Source organism: Arthrobacter sp. FW306-1B-G06A, assembly GCF_058781765.1.
Genome location: NZ_JBYSXB010000041.1, coordinates 1 through 20,802, shown reverse-complemented (window position 1 = coordinate 20,802; position 20,802 = coordinate 1). Strand labels below are relative to the sequence as shown.

The 20,802-nt window shown below is 64.2% G+C and carries 18 protein-coding genes; 7 read left to right on the top strand and 11 right to left on the bottom strand.

The window, feature by feature from the left end:
- The first annotated feature begins 227 nt into the window (after positions 1–227).
- From AC3WJM_RS18655 to AC3WJM_RS18640, 4 genes are all read left to right on the top strand, one after another.
- Entirely contained in the window at positions 228–2,882 is a 2,655-nt protein-coding gene (locus tag AC3WJM_RS18655; protein WP_476910287.1) for a LuxR C-terminal-related transcriptional regulator, read from the top strand.
- A 101-nt stretch (positions 2,883–2,983) separates the two neighbouring features.
- Positions 2,984–4,318: an aminotransferase class V-fold PLP-dependent enzyme gene (locus AC3WJM_RS18650; protein ID WP_492272619.1), complete on the top strand. Its 1,335-nt coding sequence runs from the start codon at positions 2,984–2,986 to the stop codon at positions 4,316–4,318.
- The gene (sufU, locus tag AC3WJM_RS18645; RefSeq protein ID WP_059387921.1) at positions 4,315–4,827 is read left to right on the top strand and encodes a Fe-S cluster assembly sulfur transfer protein SufU; all 513 of its coding nucleotides are present in this window, start codon (positions 4,315–4,317) and stop codon (positions 4,825–4,827) included. Before AC3WJM_RS18650 ends, sufU begins: the two co-directional genes overlap by 4 nt.
- Before the next feature lie 68 nt (positions 4,828–4,895).
- Positions 4,896–5,033: a hypothetical protein gene (locus AC3WJM_RS18640; protein WP_307052625.1), complete on the top strand. Its 138-nt coding sequence runs from the start codon at positions 4,896–4,898 to the stop codon at positions 5,031–5,033.
- A 386-nt stretch (positions 5,034–5,419) separates the two neighbouring features.
- Here AC3WJM_RS18640 and nhaA read toward each other — a convergent pair whose 3' ends face one another.
- The 3 genes from nhaA to AC3WJM_RS18625 form a co-directional block, all read right to left on the bottom strand.
- Positions 5,420–6,727, bottom strand: a complete 1,308-nt coding sequence (nhaA, locus tag AC3WJM_RS18635) for a Na+/H+ antiporter NhaA (RefSeq protein WP_284989815.1) — start codon at positions 6,725–6,727, stop codon at positions 5,420–5,422.
- A gap of 182 nt (positions 6,728–6,909) precedes the next feature.
- The gene (locus tag AC3WJM_RS18630; protein WP_059387919.1) at positions 6,910–7,131 is read right to left on the bottom strand and encodes an SCO4848 family membrane protein; all 222 of its coding nucleotides are present in this window, start codon (positions 7,129–7,131) and stop codon (positions 6,910–6,912) included.
- A gap of 1 nt (position 7,132) precedes the next feature.
- Positions 7,133–7,630, bottom strand: a complete 498-nt coding sequence (locus AC3WJM_RS18625; protein WP_306961243.1) for a DUF2505 domain-containing protein — start codon at positions 7,628–7,630, stop codon at positions 7,133–7,135.
- Positions 7,631–7,774: 144 nt separating this feature from the next.
- Between AC3WJM_RS18625 and mfd the strand changes: the two genes are divergently transcribed.
- Both mfd and AC3WJM_RS18615 read left to right on the top strand, forming a co-directional pair.
- On the top strand, positions 7,775–11,491 hold the full coding sequence (gene mfd / locus AC3WJM_RS18620) for a transcription-repair coupling factor (protein ID WP_306961244.1): 3,717 nt from the start codon (positions 7,775–7,777) through the stop codon (positions 11,489–11,491).
- Between the two features lie 6 nt (positions 11,492–11,497).
- Positions 11,498–12,301: a metal-dependent hydrolase gene (locus AC3WJM_RS18615; RefSeq protein WP_492272618.1), complete on the top strand. Its 804-nt coding sequence runs from the start codon at positions 11,498–11,500 to the stop codon at positions 12,299–12,301.
- Between the two features lie 9 nt (positions 12,302–12,310).
- Here the strand turns inward: AC3WJM_RS18615 and AC3WJM_RS18610 are convergent, their stop codons facing one another.
- The 8 genes from AC3WJM_RS18610 to AC3WJM_RS18575 all read right to left on the bottom strand — a co-directional run bounded on the left by AC3WJM_RS18610 (position 12,311) and on the right by AC3WJM_RS18575 (position 19,140).
- Positions 12,311–13,813: an OmpL47-type beta-barrel domain-containing protein gene (locus AC3WJM_RS18610; protein WP_492272617.1), complete on the bottom strand. Its 1,503-nt coding sequence runs from the start codon at positions 13,811–13,813 to the stop codon at positions 12,311–12,313.
- The gene (locus AC3WJM_RS18605) at positions 13,810–14,319 is read right to left on the bottom strand and encodes a hypothetical protein (protein WP_306961253.1); all 510 of its coding nucleotides are present in this window, start codon (positions 14,317–14,319) and stop codon (positions 13,810–13,812) included. Before AC3WJM_RS18605 ends, AC3WJM_RS18610 begins: the two co-directional genes overlap by 4 nt.
- 16 nt (positions 14,320–14,335) lie before the next feature.
- The gene (locus AC3WJM_RS18600) at positions 14,336–15,181 is read right to left on the bottom strand and encodes a COG1470 family protein (protein WP_492272616.1); all 846 of its coding nucleotides are present in this window, start codon (positions 15,179–15,181) and stop codon (positions 14,336–14,338) included.
- 88 nt (positions 15,182–15,269) lie between these two features.
- Positions 15,270–15,749, bottom strand: coding sequence for a hypothetical protein (locus tag AC3WJM_RS18595; RefSeq protein WP_306961255.1), 480 nt, complete (start codon positions 15,747–15,749; stop codon positions 15,270–15,272).
- A 257-nt stretch (positions 15,750–16,006) separates the two neighbouring features.
- The gene (locus tag AC3WJM_RS18590; RefSeq protein ID WP_059387912.1) at positions 16,007–16,231 is read right to left on the bottom strand and encodes a hypothetical protein; all 225 of its coding nucleotides are present in this window, start codon (positions 16,229–16,231) and stop codon (positions 16,007–16,009) included.
- Between the two features lie 53 nt (positions 16,232–16,284).
- Positions 16,285–16,989: a deoxyribose-phosphate aldolase gene (deoC, locus tag AC3WJM_RS18585; protein WP_284989805.1), complete on the bottom strand. Its 705-nt coding sequence runs from the start codon at positions 16,987–16,989 to the stop codon at positions 16,285–16,287.
- Positions 16,990–17,083: 94 nt separating this feature from the next.
- Entirely contained in the window at positions 17,084–17,989 is a 906-nt protein-coding gene (locus AC3WJM_RS18580) for an FAD-dependent oxidoreductase (RefSeq protein WP_492272615.1), read from the bottom strand.
- 140 nt (positions 17,990–18,129) lie between these two features.
- A complete protein-coding gene (locus AC3WJM_RS18575) occupies positions 18,130–19,140 on the bottom strand; it encodes a LacI family DNA-binding transcriptional regulator (protein WP_059387911.1) in 1,011 nt (336 codons plus the stop codon).
- Between the two features lie 134 nt (positions 19,141–19,274).
- Here AC3WJM_RS18575 and AC3WJM_RS18570 point away from each other — a divergent pair, with 134 nt between their 5' ends.
- Complete coding sequence (locus AC3WJM_RS18570) at positions 19,275–20,732, top strand: sugar porter family MFS transporter (protein ID WP_284989802.1); 1,458 nt, start codon at positions 19,275–19,277, stop codon at positions 20,730–20,732.
- The last annotated feature ends 70 nt before the right edge of the window (positions 20,733–20,802 follow it).

Here is a 20,802-nt window from a genome sequence, read left to right as displayed (position 1 = left end):
AACAGAGGATGCAAATCCGGCGGGAAAACCGGGGTGGAAACGGCGCCGTGGTGCGTCGCCCGGAGGCTCCGTGGAGCGGGGATGTTTCGTGCAAGTAGCCCCGGAAAACCAAGTAGTTACCACTCAATCCAGGGACTGAAACCCGAAGGTAACGTTTGGAAATGACACCGGTCCGTGCCACAGCCGTCAGGAACGTGTGTCCGGCGGCCCGAAGATGAGACAGGACCATGGACGATACCGAAGGGACCCACACCCCGCCCCCGATTATTCGGGCCGCGGAGCTCCAGGAGATTGTTATTGCCTTGTCCGGGCCGGAACCGGCCGGGATAGTCATCTCGGGACCGGGAGGCTCAGGAATGACCACCCTCTTGGACGCAGCGGCTTCAGTGCTGGGCGGTTCCTTCAGCGTGATCGCCCACAACGTCTCGGAGTCGTTCGCGGACATTCCGTTTGGAATCGCCATGGCACTTGTTCCGGACCTGCCGGCGAGGGCCAAAGTGTGGCCGGGCTCCATCGTGGCGGCTTGCCGCAAAGCGGTGCGTGGCGCAGCGACGTCCGGATCCGCCGCACTGCTGGTGCTGGACAACATAGATTTCCTGGATGACATGTCTCTTTGGCTCCTGAGCCAACTGCTTGTTGAACCGGACATCCGCCTGATTGCCACCCACCGCTCGGACCGGCCCTTGAGAATGGAACTCATGGAATCCGTGGTGTCGCGGCAGCTGTCGGTGGTGACCCTGGACGATCTCACGCAGGAGCAGCTTCGCGAATTCCTTGATGATCGCCTCGGCGGGCGCGCAGCCCGCAGCCTGGTCCGGGACATCCATACCCTCACCGGTGGAAACCTGCAGACCGCGAAATTGTTGGTGGACGAAGCCGCAGCGCGTGGCGAGATCGTGGAACAGGCCGATTCCTGGATGTTGTCCGGACCAATCCGCTTGGACGGTTCGCAAGCGCTCGAGCTGACCCGCCACCGGCTTGAGGGCTATTCCGTGCCACAGCGGCAGGTGGTGGACATTCTGGCGGTGGGGGAGCCGATACCGCTGGCCGTCCTTGAACAACTCGGCCCAAAGCGGGCGATCGAAGCGCTGCGGTCCGACGGAACCATCCGGGTCCTGAAAGACAGCCAGGAGACGGCAACGCTCAGCCATGCCATCGAAGCGAGGCTGGCCCGGCAGCACTTGGGACCTGAACGGATCCTCGAACTTCGGAGGAGCATCTACGCGACGTCCTCACCCGTTGGCGATGATTCGCTGTGGACGCTGTTCCGCCGCGTGGACCTAGAACAGGCAAGCGGTTTACCGGTGCCGGACGCCGATCTTTTGGCCGTGGCCATCGCCGCGAACGACATTCACGACAACCGGAGGGCCCGGCGGGCCGCGGAAGCGGTGCGGGCGCCGGAACTCGGACTGGTTGCCGGCGTGGAACTGGCGAGGGCGCTCTATCAGACGAGGGACTTTCCCGGGGCTGTGACGGTCTTGAAGGGTCTGGTGGCGAACACCCCCGACGTCCTGACGCTCGACTTCGCCCACGCTGTGTGGCTTCTGCTGCATGCGCTTCTGCCGACATCGCCGGGAGCCAATGTGCTGAAGGCGGTCCTCCAGGATGCCCGACGGCGGCTGGAGGCTGCCGCCGTCGGCATCCAGCCCGGCGAGCCAGCCCATCTTGGCGAGTCCGCCGTCCGGGACGAACTGGACGTCCTCCAGCTGTATCTGGACGCCCAAAACGGTAGCTGGCCTTCAGCCAACACCGAGCTGTTCCAAAGGCTTTGCCATAGCCAATTGGTCGATCCTGGATTGAGATCGGAGGGCCATCCACCCCCGCCCACCCAGGCCGGCGTGCTGTTGATGGCGCTCGTCTCCCAGGGGCTGGCTGTCAGCGGACGGTTCGCGGACGCCGTCGCACTTTCGACCCTGGCGCTCGAAGCGGTGGGGCGGCTGCCGCGCTGCCCCGTGGACTTCCACTCCACTGTGCTGACCATCCACGGGTCCAACCTGATCTGGCGCGGGCAATGGGGCGGGCCCGAAATGTTCTGCGCCGGAAGTTCCAGCTTCAGCAACCGGATGAGCTATTTCGGTGGCTCAGCGCATCTGTACAGGGCACTCGTACTTGCCAGGCAGGGGAGCCTGGAACTGGCATGTGAACAGTTCCGCCAGGCCAAGGCCCGGCTGGATGAAGCCGACCCTGACGGGCTCCTCCCGCCGGCGCTCGGCGGACTTGCCGCGGCTGCGTGGTTGCTGGGGGACGTCAACCAGGTCCGTCGCGCCCTGGCTGCCTACGATTCGCGGGCCAGCGGAGGGAACTACCTGGCCTCGCAGCTCGCCGAAAGCTATTCGTCCGCCGCCCGGTCAGTGCTGATTGGCGCTGAGCACTCGCACCGGAAGCTGCTCCAACTCGCCGGGTCTGCCGCCAAAAAGGGGCACCGGGCGCTTGAGATGTTGAATCTCGGCCTTGCGGCCCGTACCGGCACCCGGGGAGACCGGCAGCTGGGGGCCGGAGTGTCCGAGCTGGTGTGGAGTGTCGAGTCCGGCATGCCGTCGGGACAGGAAGCAGGACAGGAAATGGGAACTGGGCAAGTAGGCATCGGAGAACCTCAGCAAGCGTTGGACCAGGAGGAGGCTTTCGTTTTTGACGAACCCCACCCGGCCAGTCCGGAGGCCGGATCCTCGGTCCTTCCCGGCGTCGTCAAGCTTTCCCAGCGTGAACGCGAAGTGACTGCCCTGGTGGCCTCCGGGCTGAGCAGTGCGGAGGTGGCTGCCCGCCTGGGTATCGCCGTGAACACGGTCAACGCCCACCTGCAGCGGGTCTACGGCAAGCTCGGAGTGTCTCGCAGGCAGAAGCTTTCCGAACTGTGGGACGAGCTCGCGAAGCCGGAGGAGTAGGGCCAACGCTCCTATTGGTGGGACAATTACAAGGTGACGCCGCCAGTCCTGGCGGTCCGCCGCTGGCGATTGACACGTAGTCCTGACAAGGAGCACCGGTTTTGACAATGGTTTCCACCCCCGCGTGGGGAGATGCCCAGGTTTCCGCACTCGATGACGATGAAGTCCGTCGCATCCGCAACGACTTCCCCGTTCTTGGGCAGGAAATCAACGGCAAACCGCTGGTCTACCTGGATTCGGGGGCCACCTCGCAGAATCCCCGGAGCGTGCTCGAGGCTGAGCAGGAATTCTATGAACAGCGGAACTCGGCCGTTCATCGCGGAGCGCACCACCTTGCGGTAGAGGCAACCGACGCCTTCGAAGACGCGCGTTCCACCGTGGCGCGTTTTGTGGGTGTGGAGGACGACGAGCTGATCTGGACCGCCAACGCCACCGCCGGGCTGAACCTCCTGGCCTATTCGTTTTCGAACGCCAGCGTAGGCAGTGCGGGCGGGGAAGCCGGACGCTTCGCCCTCAAGCCGGGGGACGAAGTCCTTGTCACCGAAATGGAACACCACGCCAACCTGATTCCGTGGCAGGAGCTGTGCCGGCGGACCGGGGCAAGCCTCAAGTACATTCCCCTCGACGACGCCGGTGCGCTGCGTCTCGAGGAGGCAGCACGCCTCATCACCCCGCGCACCCGGATCCTGGCCTTCACCCACACGTCAAACGTCCTCGGCAATATCAACCCCGTTGGCGTGTTGGTCGGAATGGCGCGGGAAGTAGGCGCCTTGGTGGTCCTGGACGCATGCCAGTCCGCGCCGCACCTCCCCTTGGACTTCAAGGCGCTGGACGTGGATTTCGCCGTGTTCTCCGGCCACAAAATGCTGGGGCCCACGGGAATCGGTGCGGTCTATGGCCGCAGCGAACTGCTCAATGCCATGCCACCGTTCCTGACCGGCGGTTCCATGATCACCACAGTGACCATGGAGGAAGCCCAATACTTGCCTGCTCCCCAGCGTTTCGAGGCTGGAACCCAGCCTATTTCGCAGGCCGTGGCCCTCGCTGCCGCAGCAAACTACCTCAGCGAAACAGGAATGCAGCGGATCGCCCGTCGTGAGGCGGAGCTCGGCCAAAGGCTTGTCACCGGCCTCAGCGCCATCGACGGCGTGCGTGTGCTGGGCCCCGGGCGGGGAGAAGAACGGACCGGTCTTGCCGCGTTCGACGTCGCCGGAGTGCACGCGCACGACGTCGGGCAGTACCTCGACGAGCTGGGCATCGCCGTCCGGGTGGGCCATCATTGTGCCCAGCCCTTGCACCGCAGGCTGGGCCTGAGCGCGTCCACGCGGGCCAGTACCTACCTCTACACCACATCCGATGAAGTCGATCTGTTGGTGGATGCGGTTGCCCGGATCAGGCCGTACTTTGGGGTAGCGGCTCCTGGAGCCACATCATGAGCGGCCTGGACTCGCTCTACCAGCAGTTGATCCTGGAGCATTCCAAGGCGCGCAGCGGCGGAGACCTTGCCAAGCTTCCGGCCCCGGGAACCGGCACCCCCGGCACGGAACAGAGCTACACGGGCCAGAGCCACCAGCTGAATCCCATTTGCGGGGACGAAATCACCCTCCGGCTGAGTCTTGGCACCGCCGGTGACGGACAGGCCGTCACGGAAATCCATTGGGACGGCGACGGATGTGCCATTTCGATGGCGTCGGCGTCCATACTCAGTGAAATGGCACCGGGCATGTCCCCGGTGTCTCTTCGCCACACGATCGACCACTTCCGCGAATTGATGCGTTCGCGCGGCAAGCTGGAAGCGGATGAGGAACTTCTCCAAGACGCTGCCGCCCTGGCCGGCGTTGCCAAGTATCCTGCCCGGGTGAAGTGCGCCATGCTCGCGTGGGTTGCCGCGGAGGACGCGCTGCGCCAGGCCGAGGCGGGCCAAGGGTTGGCCCAGGCTCTCTAGTGCGGGTGGGCCGAGGTCGAGTACCCTCCACTCTATTTCGGCCCGTGGTCCGGACTTAGCCTCGAAGCATGATTACCTTGGAGAGCAGGCGCGAATGGCGCCAGAGCCAGCATAGGGTCCGCCGGGCGGAATTCGTGGTTGTGGGATTGTTGCTCGCCCTCGTCGCCGCGACAATTCTTGCCGCCGTCGCGGGATTCGTGCAGTAAGGCCGAATGGTTCACCGCAGCTGTGCTGCGGCCTTCACGGCTGACTATATAAAGGTTGGAAAACCGCACGAGGCAAAGAAAAGCTCGGACCCGAAAAACCGGTCCGAGCTTTTTGTACCATTGGCCTAGTCATCGCATCATTTGGGTACCCGCTGCGATGAGCACCGAAATCGACATGAGACCGAGAATTACCCAAACAAAGATCAATGACCAGTTCTTCTCTTGGGCTTTCCTGTGGGCCCCATGCCACACTCGTTCCATACTATTCGCGTCCATAGCAGCAAGGTATTCCTGCAGATACCGCCCAAACAGCGTGCCGACCACCCCAATTGAAAAGGGCATTACTCGCATTAAAATGGGGGCTACTCGTATGCGGTCCCGGCACGTCAGGCGCGGGTAAAAACGTCAGGCACGCCGTCGCCGTCGTCGTCCCTTAGCTCCTCCCGCACCACGTGGCGGTAGTGCCGGTTACGGGCTTTGAGTACGACGGCGGCAAGCACCGCCGCGGCGAGGGAACCGGCGAGGATGGCCACTTTCGCGTGGTCGTCGTGCGGAGAACCGCTACCGAAGCCCAGCTCGGCGATCAGGAGGGAGACGGTGAAACCGACGCCCGCCAGCATGGCCAGCCCTGCGACGTCGATCCATGCCAGGCCGTCATCCAGCCGCGCGCGGGTGGTCTTGGTGATGAGGAACGTGGTGCCGAGCACTCCAGCCGTCTTGCCGGCCACGAGGGCCAGGACGATGCCCGCCGCCACGGGATCGCGCAGGGCCGCTCCCAGTCCTTCGGCCCCGCCCAAAGCCACTCCGGCGGAGAAGAAAGCGAAAACAGGCACCGCAAAGCCGGCGGAGAAGGGACGCAAGCGGTGTTCGAAGCTTTCGGCGAGCCCGGCGGCAGGTTCGCCGTTCTTGCCTGAGGCTACGACCGGCACCGCGAAACCAAGCAGGACCCCGGCCACGGTGGCGTGGATGCCCGAGGCATGGATGAAGGCCCACGTGGCTGCGGCCAAGGGGAGCAGCAGGTACCAGCTGCGGACGCGTTTCTGGACCAGGAACGTAAAGAGGGCCAAGGGCACCGCGGCGGCCAGCAGCATGAAGGGCTGTAGGCCGCTCGAGTAGAAGAAGGCGATGATGCCGATGGCAATCAAGTCGTCCACCACTGCCAGTGTCAGCAGGAAGGTCCGCAATGCCGCGGGCAAATGCGTGTTGATGACGGCCAGGACGGCCAACGCGAAAGCGATGTCAGTGGCAGTAGGGATGGCCCAGCCCTTGAGTGTTTCCGCGCCCGAGCCGAGGTTGATCACCACGTAGATGAGCGCGGGAAGAACCACGCCGCCCACCGCTGCCGCCACCGGAACGATCGCTTTTGCCGGCTTCCGCAGTTCCCCGGCCACGAATTCACGCTTGAGTTCCAGTCCGGCGATAAAGAAGAAAACGGCCAAGAGCCCGTCGGAGGCCCAGTGGCCCAGGCTCAATTCCAGGTGCCAGGGAGCGTAGCCGATCTTCACTTCGCGCAGCGCGAAGTAGCCGTTGGCAAGGGGCGAGTTTGCCCAGGCGAGTGCGGCCACAGTAGCGGCGAGCAAAAGCGCGCCACCAACGGTTTCAGTGCGGAGAATAGCCAGGATCCGTTGATATTCCGGGAAACTGGATCTGCTGAATACCCTTGAGGGGGCAGCGTCGTGGGGGCGGTTCGCCATGTGGCTCCTTGGGGAGTGCGGGGTCGACAAAACTATTGCCGACCAGACTTCCCGGCGCACCTGTGTTCTATTTTAGCGGAACGGTCACCCACCCCGCCGAGGCCCCAACTAGCTCGCAGTTAATGTCGTTATGAGGCGTCATAACGACAACAAATGCGAGTCAGTTGGGGCCGGAAGGGGCGTTACGTGAGCAGCGCCGTGATCCCGATGACCGCCGTCGCGAGTCCGAGCACCATGGAGATCGCGACCAGCACGACGTGGACGGTGAGGAACTTCGTGGCCTTCCCGTTGGCGTCGCGGGCACGGGGGTCCGACATGACCCGGCGCAGGAACTGTGGCCACACGATGAGGGACCACGCACCCGCGACGATCAGCACGATCGACAGCCCGGCTGCCAACTGCACGCTAGTGGCTTTCGAGCCAGGCCTGGGCCTGCTGGGACTGGATGTTCAAGGCCTTGCCCACCATCGGTTCGGCTGCGTCGGCGATCTTGCCGCCGAGGAATGGAACCGACGACGTGACGGCACCTTCGAGCTCGACGCGGGTGTTGCCGCCGTCGGCCACCAGGCGCTGCACTGCGGTGACATCCAGCGGTGCGCCGGAAATCTTCAGGGAGATGTTGCTGGTCCGTGAGCCGTCGGCCGTCGGGGCGTCCCACTTCTCGGTCTGGGTGACGGTGAGTTTCTCGCCCACGAATTTGCGGGCGATCTCCGGGAGGCGCGTGGTGGGCAGGGTGCGGACCGTTGTGGTGGTGAAGGGTCCGGCGACGTCGCCGTCGATCTGGAATGATTCCAAAGTGCCGCCGACATACTCGCTCGTGTGGCGCAGGAAGTCTTCGTCGATGAAAGTGGCGGCTACGCGGTCGACGCCGTAGGGCAGGGTGGTGGATGCGTTCAGGGCCATGGGGGTCCTCCGTGAATATCTCGGTTGAAAGCTCTTGCGGCTCCCAAACATCCTACGGTGTGGGCGGGGTAGGCTAGGAACGCCCCGGGATTCGAGAGAATTTCGGGTTTTCGTGCTGCCTTCCCCACTCCAGGAGTGCCATCCATGAGCCCCAAAGGCCAACCGTCAGCGGTCAACTCAGGAATCAGCCCTGCCGGCACTGTCGCATCCCTTGATGGATTGCGTCGGGCCCTGGGTGAGGACCGGACCTTCGCCCGGGTCCGGCCCGAGGCCTCCCGGGCCTTCACCGAACGCAGTTCCGACTACCAGATCAGCGCCCCCGCAGGCTTGAGGGCCGCGCTGCTGGCCGAGATGGCCGATGGCCTCGCCTCCCAGAGTCTTGAAGACAGCGCCGTGGTGCTGGCCGTGACGGCAACGGGCCGCGAAGCCGAGGACCTCACCGAGGCCTTGGCTGCCTATCTCCCGGCGGACTCGGTGGCGGCCTTCCCCAGTTGGGAAACCCTGCCGCACGAACGGCTCTCCCCGCGCTCGGACACAGTGGGCCGCAGGCTCTCGGTCCTTCGCCGCCTTGCCCACCCGGAGAGCTCGACGGCGGGTCCCTTGCGGGTGGTCGTGGCGCCGGTTCGCGCCGTGGTCCAGCCGGTCGTGGCGGGCCTCGGAGAACTGGTCCCGGTGACGTTGAGGGTGGGGCAGGAAATGCCCTTCAGCGACGTGGTACGCCGCCTTGCCGACGCTGCCTATTCCCGCGTGGACATGGTGACCCACCGTGGTGAATTCGCCGTCAGGGGCGGTATTTTGGACGTCTTCCCACCCACCGAGGACCACCCGATCAGGGTGGAATTCTTCGGCGACGAAGTGGACCAGATGCGCTGGTTTGCGGTGGCAGACCAGCGTTCGCTCTCCGGTCCGGCCGTGCACCACCCCAGCGAATTGCACGCCCCGCCGTGCCGGGAAATCCTCATCACGCCGTCCGTCATGTCCCGGGCGGCAAGGCTCAAGGCCGAGATGCCGGCCGCCGCTGACATGTTGGAAAAGATCGCGGGCGGCATCGCCGTCGAGGGCATGGAGTCCCTGGCGCCTGTCCTGGTGGACGCCATGGTGCCTTTCGTGGACCAGCTGCCGGCCGGTTCCATCGGTGTGGTCATCGAACCGGAAAAGGTCCGGACCCGAGCCCATGACCTCGCGGCTACCAACGAGGAATTCCTCGAGGCAGCCTGGTCCACGGCGTCCGACGGCGGGACGGCTCCCCTCGATCTCGACTCGGTACTGGGCTCCCAAGCCGCCTCGGCGTTGCATGCGGCCAGCTTCCAATCCTTGACGGACACCCGGAGCGCAGCGCTGGCCCACGGGGTCTCCTGGTGGTCCATCACGTCCTTGGCGACCGACGAAGACCTGGTCCTCGACATCGACGTCCTGAACCTGCACGCCCGTGAACCGCGCGGCTACCAGGGAGACGTCGCGGAGATGCTCGAATTCATCGGCTCCCACGTGCGCGACCAGTGGCGCATCGTGGTGGCCACGGACGGGCCCGGTCCTGCCCAGCGTCTCGCCGAGTTGTTCCATGATGCTGATATCCCGTGTTCCCGCGTCGACTCCCTGGCCCACGAACCCCAGGCCGGCATCATCGAGGTGACCACTGCCGCCGTCGGACGCGGTTTTGTGCTGGACGGCCTCAAGCTGGGGCTGCTCACGGAAGCGGACCTTCTGGGCCGCTCGTCGGCCGGGTCCACGAAAGACATGCGGCGCATGCCCTCGAAGCGGCGCAACGCCGTCGACCCCCTCCAGCTGCACGCCGGTGACTTCGTGGTCCACGAACAGCACGGGATCGGGAAGTTCGTGGAGCTGATCCAGCGCAAGGTGGCCGGCTCGTCTGCCGGTTCTTCCGGGGGAGACGCCGGTCTTCGCGAGTACCTCGTGCTCGAATACGCGGCGTCCAAGCGCGGTGCCCCCGGCGACCGGCTTTTCGTGCCCACGGACCAGCTGGACCAGGTGACCCGCTATGTCGGCGGCGATACGCCCTCGTTGAGCAAGATGGGCGGGGCGGACTGGGCGAGCACCAAGTCCAAGGCCCGGAAGGCCGTCAAGGAAATCGCGGGCGAGCTCATCAGGCTGTACTCCGCCCGCATGGCCTCGCGCGGACATGCCTTCGCGCCGGACACGCCGTGGCAACGGGAACTTGAGGAAGCCTTCCCGTATGTGGAGACGCCGGACCAGCTCACCACCATCAACGAGGTCAAGGCCGACATGGAGCGCGAGATCCCCATGGATCGCCTGGTCTCGGGCGACGTTGGCTATGGGAAGACCGAGATCGCGGTCCGGGCCGCGTTCAAGGCGGTGCAGGACGGCAAGCAGGTCGCGGTACTGGTTCCCACCACGCTGCTCGCCCAGCAGCACTATGAGACGTTCACCGAGCGCTTTTCCGGATTCCCTTTGCGCGTCAAGCCGCTGTCCCGCTTCCAAGGCGCGAAGGAAGCCAAGGAAACCATGGAGGGAGTCAAGAACGGCTCCGTGGACGTCGTCATTGGCACGCACCGCCTGCTGTCCAAGGACTTCGAGTTCAAGGACCTTGGCCTGGTGATCGTGGACGAGGAGCAGCGCTTCGGTGTGGAGCACAAGGAAGCGCTCAAGAAGATGCGCACCAACGTGGACGTCCTGGCCATGAGCGCCACTCCCATCCCGCGTACCTTGGAGATGTCCCTCACGGGCATCCGCGAAACGTCCACGCTGGCCACACCGCCGGAGGAGCGGCACCCCGTGCTGACGTACGTCGGGCCGTTCACCAACAAGCAGACCTCCGCGGCGATCCGGCGCGAACTCATGCGCGAAGGCCAGGTCTTCTTCGTCCACAACCGGGTGTCCTCGATTGAGCGCATCGCCGCCCAGATCCGGGAACTCGTCCCCGAAGCCCGCGTAGAAGTGGCGCATGGGCAGATGTCCGAGAGCCGCCTGGAAAAGATCATCGTGGATTTCTGGGAGAAGCGTTTTGACGTCCTGGTCTGCACCACCATCATCGAAACCGGCCTGGATATTTCCAATGCCAACACCCTGATTGTGGACGGCGCGGACAAGTACGGCCTCTCCCAGCTCCACCAGTTGCGTGGCCGCGTGGGCCGTGGCCGGGAACGCGCCTACGCCTACTTCCTGTACCCCTCCGAGAAGCCGCTGGGCGAAGTGGCGCTCGAACGGCTCAAGGCCGTCGCGGCCCACAACGAGCTTGGCGCGGGCATGCAGTTGGCCATGAAGGACCTCGAAATCCGCGGTGCCGGCAACCTGCTGGGCGGGGAACAGTCCGGGCACATCCAAGGGGTTGGCTTCGACCTGTACATCCGCCTGGTGGGCGAAGCCGTGGCCGAATACCGCGGCGAGGCCGAAGAGAAGGCCGCAGACATGAAGATCGAGCTGCCCGTCAACGCCCACTTGCCGCACGATTATGTGCCGGGTGAACGCCTGCGCCTTGAGGCCTACAGAAAACTGGCCGCAGCCATCACCAATGAGGCCATCGACGAGGTATTGGCCGAACTCGTCGACCGGTACGGAGAGCCGCCGCTGCCCGCGAAGAACCTGATCGCCGTCGCCCGCTTCAGGGTGGGTGCCCGCGAAGCCGGGCTGTCCGACGTCGCGCTCCAAGGCAACTTCATCCGTTTCTCGCCCGCCCAGTTGCCTGAATCCAAGGTCATGCGGCTCAACCGCATGTACCCGGGATCGCAGATCAAGCCGGCCCTCGACGCCGTGCTGCTCCCCAAGCCGAAGACGGCAAGGATCGGCGGCCGCGACCTGCAGGACGCCGAAATCCTGGAGTGGGCCAACACGGTAATCGAAGCTATCTTCGCGGCTTCGCCGGCCACCCAGACTGCGGGCTGAAGCTTGATGGGAGGACACCACGCCGCGTCCGGGGCCGCGGCGTGGATAGCTATCGCTTCAACCGGCCCGTACGCCTTGGGCTGGTACCCGCTGGACGCCACCGGAATCCTCATCGGAGCGATGACGACGGCGGGAACTGCCTTGGTGTGCGATTGGGACCACCGCTCAAGCACCATCGCCCACTCGCTGCCGCCGCTGTCCAACGTGATCGCCGTCGGGATCGAGAAGGCCAGCGGAGGGCACCGGCAGGGAACCCATTCGCTGCTGGGCGCTTCGGCTTTCGTGGTGCTCGCCGCCATGGCCGCCCAGTTCCAGCTGGACACTCCCGTAGGCCGTTTGTCCGTGGGTGCCGGACTGTTGTGCATGTTCATGATCAACCTGGCCGCAAAAGCACTGAAGCTGTTCCCGAACTCGGGGTGGATCTCCCATTGGATCTTCGCGCTCGCCATGGCCGGGCTGGTCACGTGGTTCGCTCCGCATCAGTGGAGCTGGCTGCCCTTGGCCATGCTCACCGGCGTCGTGGTCCACATTGCGGGCGACATGATCACCACCGGGGGAGTGCCGCTGTTGTGGCCCATCGTCATCAAACCGCCTAAGTTTTGGCGCAAGCTGCCCCTTGTCAGCGGGATTTGGCGGGCCAACGGCGCGTTCTCCATCCCCTTGCTTGGTAGAGCCGGTTCGCGGCGGGAATGGCTGGTCCTGATTCCCGTGAGCGGTTACGCCATGGTTGGGCTTGGCCTGGCGGCATGGGCGCTGCTCCGAAACCAGTGGCCGGCACTCCTGGCACTCAGGATGGGGCTGGGTGGATGACGGTGGATTTCAGAACTTCGATTGGCCACCGGTAGTGATGGTTCCGACAGGGTTGCCAGCCTTGTCCGCGGCGCCCGCTGCCGGAGTGTAGACCGGAGTAGCCGGTGAGAGGCTAGTGCCCGCGGTACCACCCGAGCCGTTGGAGGTGAAGGTGATGACGAGGGTTCCGGAGGACTGGGTCCAGGTCATGCTTGCCGAGAAGGTTCGAGCCGAGGTGCCCGTGTTGTAGGCGGCACCAAGGGAGACGCTGCCAAATGCTGGCGCCGGGCAGGTGGAGCCAACGAACGTCAATACGTTGCCTGCGCTGATACTGGCGGTGCCGGTGGCAGTCAGGGCGGCGGACGTCGAATCCCAACCACTGCACAGGGTGTGTGCGTCCATGTCGGTCGAGAAGACGATGGTGAGCGTATCTCCTAAATCGGCTGTCTTTCCTGTCCCACCGTTGGCCATGGTGACCGAGCTGACAGCCGGGGCCGTAGTGTCGATCTTGACCGTTTGAGTTTGGGAATTGCTGGTGTTCCCTGCGATATCAGTGGCGGAGTAGAACACCGTATGAGTGCCGTCACCGCCGCTGACACTCACCGCGGCTGTGGCCGCGTTGACGGTGACCGGGGGAAGGGCGTCCACATGGTAGGTAATCGACGCGACGCCCGAACCGCCGGCGTCTGTCGCGCTGAGGTTAACCGTCACCGTGCTGGTCCTGTTGTAGCCCAAGGAGTTTGGCGTTGGCGAGATTGAGGCAACTCCCACCACCGGGGCAGTGGTATCGATCTTGACCATTTGGGTCTGCAGGCTGCTGGTGTTCCCTGCGACGTCAGTGGCGAAGTAGGACACCGAGTGGTTGCCGTCGCCGCTGACGCTTACGGCCGCCGTGGCGGCGTTGACCGTCACTGTGCTGCCGCCGTCGACCGCGTAGTTGATGTTCGCAACGCCCGAACCGCCGGTATTGTCCACGGCGGCGAGGTTGACCGTGACCGTGCCCGTGCGGTTGAAGCCTGCCGTGTTCGGCGTCGGGGAAACCGAGGTCACGCTAATAGTGGGGGGCGTCGAATCAGTATTGACTGCAGAACTGCGTGCGCTTTCAGCGCCGGCCCACAAGGAGATGACAGGCGTGACTGTGTAGTACCAGGAGCCGCCTGGCACGCCTTGTTCAACGCAACTAAGGGTGGTCACCGTGCCCGCGCATCCGCCTCCTGCGGCCACCGCGGTACCACCGCTCGCAGGGGTGTAGCGGGCGACGGTGTAACCCGTCACTGCATGTCCGGCCGGTGTGGAAACAGCCGCCCAGCTGACGGTGACATTCGTACCGCTCAGGGACGCAGAGGGAGTGCCGCCTTGCGGCATGCTGTCGGCTTTTGCCGCCCCGAAGTTGCTGCTGCTCAGCGACTGCCAAAAGGCGTTGGCTGCCGGGCCGCCCCAGGAGATGAACAGCACCGCAAGGAGCGTCCACGTCACGCGACTGCGGACCGCCCGATTGTTTCCGCGGCCTGCAGAGTGCTTGGGCTTGTTCATTTGCGGACCGCCATCGTCACTGGAAGGTGGAATACAGCGCCTTGGCAGCTGGATTGTGAAGCCGTCGACATCGACGCGGCTGCTGGCAGGGTGATCAGGATGGAGGAATTCGCCGGTATGGAAACCGTTGGCGTCAAAGGAGCGCCGGGAGCATTGAACGTCACGCCCGTAGTGGTGCACAGCGGGTGGGATGCATCCGCGGTGGCTGTTCCGTTCGCGGTGAAACCGTACACTTGCACCGCGAAGGCATTCGGATTGCTTGCCCGCACGATGGCGTCCGCGGTACCTCCCGGGATGAGGGTGGTAGCGGGACTGTCACCGGCAACGAAGGCGTCCACGGTCACTGTCTGCATGGTGGCGCTGGCTGCCGAGCCGCTGCCGATCCCGACGGTGGACCAATAGGCGTAGGCCGATCCGACACCCAGCACCAGGCTGAGCACGGCAGCCGTCGCGGCTGTTTTGGCTGCAGCCAAGGAGCCGGCCTTCATCCACCTGTTCGCTTTCATGTCAGTTGCCCGCATTTCAATTGCCCTGTCCCGTCCCGGAGTAGGAAATCTGGAGTGTTGCGCCTTTGCAACCGTCCTGGTTGAGCGAAGTGTCCAGCATTGTTATCTGTGGCCACCGAGACGCCGGAATACCGCTCGACGAGAGCGAGGAATTCCCTGGCGGGGCGGCGATCGGATAGTTGCCGCTGAATTGGGTTACTGAATAGTCCGAAGGATTGCACGGCCGGTTGTTCGCCACGGCCTGGGCATTCCGGGTGACTCCTGTCACGGAAACGGTAAGGCCCGTGACATTGAGGCTGGAATTGCCTGGGTTCGTCAATTGAAGATTAATCGGCACCGAGTTGCCCGGTGCCAGCAGGCCGGTGGGGTCGCCTGAGATGGTGAACGGCTGGTGCTGGCCGGCGGTCACCGTCAAGGAAACGACGACGACGGCGGACTGTAGCGTCCCGCTGGTGCCCTTGAGGCTCAGGGAGTAGGTTCCAAGAGGTGTTGCTGAAGTCGTGGAAACGTCGAGGTTTGCCGTCGCGGATCCCGGCCCGACGGCGACGACTGCGGGCGAAAACAATGCGGTGGCGCCTGCCGGCAGCCCCGAGATTGTCAGTGAGACGTTGCCGACAAACCCGCCTGAGGGCTGGACCACGACGTTGTAGCTTGCCGACGTTCCCTGCGTGACGGATCTGCTGGCAGGGGCAAGCTGCAAGGTGATGGCTTTTGGCGTGTTTTGGTTGCCATTGCCATTACTACTGGCGGCAAGCACGACGCCCGATGTGAGGGTCACCAAAAGGAGGCCCGCCAGAAGCACTTTGGCTCCCGCTCGGACGATGCGAAGCGGCGAGTGGAATAACTCCGGAATGCTCGGCACCTGGGCCTCCTCTGGGATTCTGCGTGGTTTCTACTGCGATCGGACAGCACAAGCTGGTGGGCCCGTAGCGGGCCCACCAGGTGGGTGGCTAGTTGCTGGAGTACGCGAAGTTGACGGTGACGTCCTTGCAGGCGTCCTGGTTGCTGGTCTTGTTGTTGAATGCGATCGTCGCACCGCTCCAGCTGTCCACATTCGTACCACTTGCTACTTCGTGGCCGACGCCCATTGTCGCGTTGGCAAGGGTGAAGTCCGTAGCGTCGCAGCCGACGGCAACTGCTCCGCCTTTGGTCACGCTCGCGATGCTTGCCGTCACGCTGGTTACGTAAACCGGGCTCGTGTTGGGGTTGGTGAACTTGCCGCTCAGGGTCTGAGGTGCGCCGCCCGGCTCCAGACCGGTAACAACGCCAGTCTGATTGACCGTGATGGCGACGTTTGTCCCTGATGCTCCGGAACCGACACCGCTACCGGTGTTGGTCCAGAAGGCGTAGGCGGCTCCGCCGCTTGCTGCCACGAGGGCGAGTGTTGCTGCTGCCGCGTAGACTTTTCCCTTTTTGCTGAATTTGCGCATGAGTGAGACTCCTTTGTGAATTGGTATTCCCCAGAACAGGCGACAGCGGCAATGAATTCGAAATTTCCAACCCTTGCTTCGATTGCCCATTCAATCGATGACCACATGCTGGCATGGGCGGTCTTTAACAAACAACGAGTGGTGTTACCCGTTTTTTCAGCCCCATGCGAGTGGTACTACTTGGTTTCGAAGGAGTCGCACTTAAACAACTGTGGCCCCGGACTAAATGTCCGGGGCCACAGTTTTGCGGTTAGGTCTTAGCTTTCGCCCGCCGAGTTGGAGCGGCCGAGAATGGTCTGCGGGATCCAGAAGGCGAGGCCAAAGAGGACCAGGCAGACGGCCATCGGCCAGGTGTTCTCCAGGGTCAGGAAAGTCAAGGAGAAGATGGCGCCCAGGAACAGGACCATGCTGAATACAAAGAGCAGAATGCTCTGGCCCATGGGGTTCTCTTTTTCGATGGGCTGGCTGGCGTTCTGGGACATGCTTTCCTCCTCGGCCCCGGGGGGCTCAAAAACTATGGCGGCTGCCGGGAAACTCAGTACGCGGATGAACCTTGTTCACCTTTGACGATGGCAATTCCGGAGCTCGCACCGATACGTGTTGCACCAGCAGCAATCATAGCCTGTGCATCGGCGAGGGAACGTACTCCACCCGAGGCCTTGACGCCGAGATCCGGGCCTACCGTCTTGCGCATGAGGGCTACATCTTCCACCGTGGCGCCGCCACCGTTGAAACCGGTCGAGGTCTTCACGAAGTCCGCCCCGGCCTCCACCGACGCCTCGCAAGCCAGGACCTTCTGCTCATCAGTCAGCAGGGCGGTCTCGATGATGACCTTGAGGATGGCTCCACCCGCGTGGACCGCCTCCGCCACTGTCGTGATGTCATCCACCAATGCGCCTTTGTCCCCGGCGCGGGCCGCGGCGATGTTGATCACCATGTCGATTTCATCGGCGCCATCCAATACGGCACCGCGTGCTTCGAAAGCCTTGACGTCGCTGGGGGTGGCGCCCAGCGGAAAGCCGACAACCGAGCAGGTGAGGACTCCGGAACCCTTGAGCGCCTTCGTGACGGTCTTGACCCAAATCGGGTTGACGCACACCGACTTGAACTTGTACTCAGCCGCCTCGGCACAGACTTGGCGCACCTCGGCCTCGCTGGCCTCTGGCTTGAGAAGAGTGTGGTCGATGTATGAAGCGATGCTTGCACTGTTGTCCAGTACGCTCGAGGCTTCGTTGCTCATGGAGGTCCTTCCGTGGCGGGCCCGGTGTGCCGCAAGGGTCGCGGCTCATCAAATGACCATCTTGCCACACTGGCCGGCTGCCGTGGAGGCTCCCTTAGGCGGCTGCGGAGCGCGCGGAACCCGGGGACTGGGTGGCACTGGAAGTGCGGAGCCTGGCGTCTTCCTCAAGCCGGGCGGCGCAGTGAGCCGCTGCGGCATTCGAGGACAAAACAAGCCCAAGGCGCATGCCGTCCCGGGAGGCGGCGTCCCCGATCGCCCAGATACCCGGCACTGAAGTGGCGAAGTCGCGCGCCACCTTGATGCCGCCGTCGGGAGCTGTTTGCAGGCCGGCACTTTCAGCGAGCCCGTTGCGGGGGAGCCGTTCCTCGGCGAGCACCACAAGGTCGCCGTTCATGCTGCTACCGTCCTCGAAAACGATTCCGGTAGCCGGCAGGACCGAACCGGCGACGGAAGGCATGACCGCAGCCGGACGCAAGGTGGTACGGATGGGTCGGACTCCGCGGGCACGCAGCACCGCTTCGGCCTGGCCGGCCGCCGGACCGGTACCAACCAGAATCCCCAAAGGACGACGTCCCAGGACCCTGGTGATGTCCTTGACCGCGGTGCCGATCGGTTCGGCGTCGTCGATGGTGGAGTAGTTGAGGCTGCGTGCTGCGCCCTGCACGGGCGGGTACATGGGGGCGGAACCGGTGGCAATGACCAGCTGATCGTAGGTGAACTCGAGGCCTTCGGTGGTGGTCACCGTACGGGCCTGGACATCGATGAAGCTCGCGGCCTGGCCGAAACGCACGGAGACCTGGGGGAGGGCGGCCAGCTCCAGGAGCGCATCGGGGCACTCGTCGCGGTTGCTCAGCACGGTGATGTTGCCGGGGAACACGGTGGTTCCCGGCTGTCGAGAAGTAGTGCTGTTGCCTGTCAGCCGACGGACCAGGGCCTGGGCTGCGGGCCCGGCTCCGGCGATGACGAGGTGGACGGAGCCTGCGGACGGTGTGATGGACATGATGGTCCCTTCGCTGAACTGAGCTGTGGTTGATGTGCCTATGCCCAGCGTAGGCGGGGGGTTTTTCGGTGGTGTTTCCCTGTTGTTGCCATTTGGCGGTGGCCCGTTCCCTGATGGTTACCCGCCGGTAATGAGCTGGGTCACATGGGGGCGGGCGCCGTTGAGTTGCGGACCACCAACTCGGGAATGAGGCGCTCGTCCGCGATGGGAGCCTGAGCATGATTGAGCCGGTCCATGGCCACGGCTCCGGCGACACTTCCCAGTTCCATCGCGTGGAGGTCGACGGACGTCAGCTCGATGCCGTGGAGCCGGCCGGTCCGTGAATTGTCATAGCCCACCAGCGACAGGTCCCCGGGAATGGCCAGGCCCCTGGCGTAGGCGGCTTCGCGTGCCGCCAGCGCGAACTGGTCGTTGTGGGCGAAGATGGCGGTCGGGCGGTCCGCTGAGTCAAGGATTTCACTTGCGGCACGCATTCCGCCATCTTGCGTGAAGTCATGGGCCGGTACGGTCCGGGGAGCCAGGCCGGCGCCGCGCATTGCCTTCTCATAGCTTCTCCGGCGGACCGTATGGCCGTCATAATCGGGTCCGGCCAGATGGGCGATCCGGGTGTGTCCAAGGCTGAGGAGGTGTTCGGTGGCGGCGCGGGCGCCGGCGTCGTCGTCGGAATACACGCTGTCGACGCCGGGTACTGGCCGCGCGACGCTGACGATCGGGACTATCCGGGCCAGTTCCCGCACCCGTTCGTCCGGCTCCAGCAGCGTTGCGGCGATGATGATCCCCACCCGTGCCTCGATCAGCGAGTCCACGGCTTCCGCGTCTACGCCGTCAATAGACTGGGAGACGCTTAAGATGAGTCGGTTGTGGGCCTGGGGGAGCGACATCCTCACGCCGCTGAGGATGTCGGCATAGACCTCGTTGTGGATGTCCATCAAATAGAGCCCGACGGCGGAGCGATGCTTGCGTGCCAGGTCGGCAGCGGCTGCGTTGGGCCGGTAACCGAGACGTTTTGCCGCCTCGAAGATGGCCTGCTTCGTCTCGTCGCTGACGCCTGGAGCACCACGGAAGGCGAAAGACACGAGCGTGCGGGAGACGCCGACTTCACGGGCAACATCGCTCTGTGTTGCGGGACGGAGCTGCCGGTCAAGACCCATGCCCTCATCTTCCCACGGCGGAGAAAGTCTCAATTAAGTCATTTGTTAGATTGACCTTACATTTAAGTCTTTCGCGCGTTAGTCTGTTATTCAGAGCGGGTGTATGACCCGCATCACAAGACAAAGGAGTCCTGATGTCTGCTACGCAAAGCCACAGGGGAGTCGGCAGCGCGGTCGCGCTTCCTCCCCTGAGCAACGGCCCGCATCGTAAGCGCCTTGGCCTAGTCGCCCTGATTGCCACCTTCGGTGGACTGCTGTTCGGTTATGACACGGGTGTCATCAACGGCGCCCTGAGGCCAATGACGGCCGAACTCGGCCTCACCCCGTTCACCGAGGGGATCGTCGCCAGCTCGCTCGTCTTCGCCGCGGCGATCGGCGCGCTCTCGGGCGGGCGCATCTCCGACGGGTGGGGGCGCCGCAAGACGATCATTCTGCTCGCGGTACTGTTCTTCGCCGGCACCTTGGTGTGCGTGTTCACCCCGAGTGTCGGCGTGCTCGTCGTCGGCCGCGTCCTGCTCGGTCTCGCCGTGGGCGGCGCCTCGGCGGTGGTCCCCGTGTTCCTGGCGGAGATGGCCCCGTTCGAGATCCGTGGTTCCCTGGCGGGCCGCAACGAGCTCATGATCGTCGTCGGTCAGCTGGCGGCTTTCGTCGTCAACGCCATCATCGGCATCGTGTGGGGTGACGTTCCCGGCGTCTGGCGCATCATGCTTGCGGTCTGCGCGTTGCCGGCTATCGCGCTGTTCTTCGGCATGCTCCGCGTGCCCGAGTCGCCGCGCTGGCTGGTGGAGAAGGGCCGGCACGATGAGGCCCTCGCCGTGCTTCGGTCCGTCCGTTCCGAGGACCGTGCGCTCGCGGAGCTCGGCGAGGTGGAGAACGTCGCCAAGGAGGAGCGGGAGAGCCAGCAGATCGGCTGGCGTGCGGTCTTCAGCAACAAGAACCTGTTCCGCATCCTGCTTGTGGGAATCGGCTTGGGCGTCGCCCAACAGCTGACCGGCATCAACTCGATCATGTATTACGGCCAGACGGTGCTCGTCGAGTCGGGCTTCAACGAGAGCGGCGCGCTCATCGCGAACATCGCGCCCGGAGTGATCGCCGTGATCGGCGGCGTCATCGCTTTGACCCTGATGGACCGGATCGACCGTCGCAAGACCTTCATTCTGGGCCTCGCGCTGACCACCAGCTGCCACCTGCTCATCGGGTTCGCCTCCATGATGTTGCCCGTCGGCAACCCGATCCGCCCGTACGTGATCCTCTTCCTGGTGGTTGCCTTCGTGGGGTCCATGCAGACGTTCCTGAACGTCGCGGTGTGGGTCTACCTGTCGGAGGTCTTCCCGCTGCACATGCGCGGCTTCGGCACCGGCGTCTCGATCTTCTTCCTCTGGGTCGTCAACGGATTCCTTTCGCTGTTCTTCCCGTCGCTGGTCGCGGGGCTCGGGATCACGGGCACTTTCTTCCTTTTCGCCGTCGTCGGGGCGCTTGCCCTTGTCTTCGTCGTCAAGCAAGTTCCGGAAACCCGTGGCCGGACCTTGGAAGCGCTGGAGGAAGACGTCACCACCGGCGCCATCTACCTCGTCCACAAGAACCAGGGCTGATATGAGTTGAGTTAGTCCTTCACAAACACCTCCGGAGATGTCAGGACGGGTTGTATCAGATTCCCTGTGG